This is a genomic window from Catellatospora sp. NPDC049609, assembly GCF_040675365.1.
GTDB lineage: Bacteria > Actinomycetota > Actinomycetes > Mycobacteriales > Micromonosporaceae > Catellatospora.
This window is the reverse complement of record NZ_JBFAOU010000475.1, coordinates 1-1,282: the sequence shown is the minus strand read 5'-3', so window position 1 is coordinate 1,282 and position 1,282 is coordinate 1. Positions and strand designations below refer to the sequence as shown.

Below are 1,282 nucleotides of genomic sequence, written 5' to 3'. Positions count from 1 at the left end.
ATCCATAAGGGTGTTCAGCGGTGATGATCTGGTAGATCTCGCGGGCCAGGTAGCGTTTCAGGCAGCGGATGATCTCTTTCTTGGACAGGCCTTCGGCGGTGCGGCGTTGGGCGTAAGCCTGAGTCTGCGGGTTCCAACGTAGGCGGCTCAGGGCGATCAGGTAGAGGGCGGAGTTGGCTTGGCGGTCGCCGCCGCGGTTGAGCCGGTGGCGCTGGGTGCGCCCGGACGAGGCCGGTAGGGGTGCGGCACCGCAGAGCATCGCGAACGCTGCCTCGCTGCGCATCCTCTGCGGGTTGGCCCCTGCGCTGACGAGGAGTTGTCCTGCGGTGTCGGGGCCGATGCCGGGCTGGGCCAGCAGTGCCGGGTTGATGATCCGGACCAGGGGTTCGATCATCTTGTCGAGGGTTTTGATCTCGGCGGTCAGCTGCTGATGCCGCTGGGCCAGACACCTTAAGGCGATGCGGGCCGCGGTCGCGGGATCGGCGACCTCGGCCGGGTCGGGGGTGTCGGCGGCGCAGTGCCGGATCAGGGCCGCGGCCGGCAGGCCGCGCAGCGGTGCGCGGACGGGTTCGACCGCGGTGACGACCAGGTCGTGGATCTGGCGCTGGACGTCGGCGCGCTGGCTGACCGCGCTGCGCCGGGCGACCCGTAGTTGGCGTAGCGCCTCGACGTGGCCGTCGCGCTGCTTCGGGATCGTGGCGGCCCGCTGTGCCAGCACGGCGCGGGCGGCGGACTCGGCGTCGGTCGGGTCGTCTTTGCCCTTGCGGCGGCGGGTGGCACGGTCGGGTCGGGCGACCTCGACCACCGTGACACCGGCTGTGGTCAAGAACCGGGTCAGGCCGGCGCCGTAGGAGCCGGTGCCCTCTACCCCTGCCGCCGCCGGGGTGCCGAACGAGTCGAGCCAGTCCAGCAGCTGCCGGTAGCCGTCACCGGTGGCGGGGAACCGGGCACAGCCCAGCAACCGGCCCTGTTCGTCCAACGCGGCTGCGGTGTGAGTGTCCTTGTGGGTGTCCACGCCCGCGGTGATCTGCGGGCCGGTGTGTGTCATCGTGGGCATCAGCCGTCCTTTGGCTTGACCGGACAGGGGCGGCACGCACCGCGCCGGCAAGCGGACAGAACAGTGATGAGGCCTCTGGACCAGGCTCTTATCAGGTCACGCCCGCGACGCCCGTGAGTGCAGAGTCCTCCCGGCACCGGTCGACAGATCCCGTCCAAGACCCGAGGTCAGTTGGGAAGAGGGTCAGACCGGACCGGGAGGACTCCCACACATCATCCTCACTGT

The 1,282-nt window shown here is 69.9% G+C and carries 1 protein-coding gene; it reads right to left on the bottom strand.

Annotated elements, in window-relative coordinates; translation table 11 throughout:
- Window positions 1–1,057 (bottom strand): IS110 family transposase (locus AB0J67_RS41240; RefSeq protein WP_363491292.1); only part of this gene is annotated, 1,057 nt, incomplete at its 3' end.
- Window positions 1,058–1,282 lie beyond the last annotated feature (225 nt).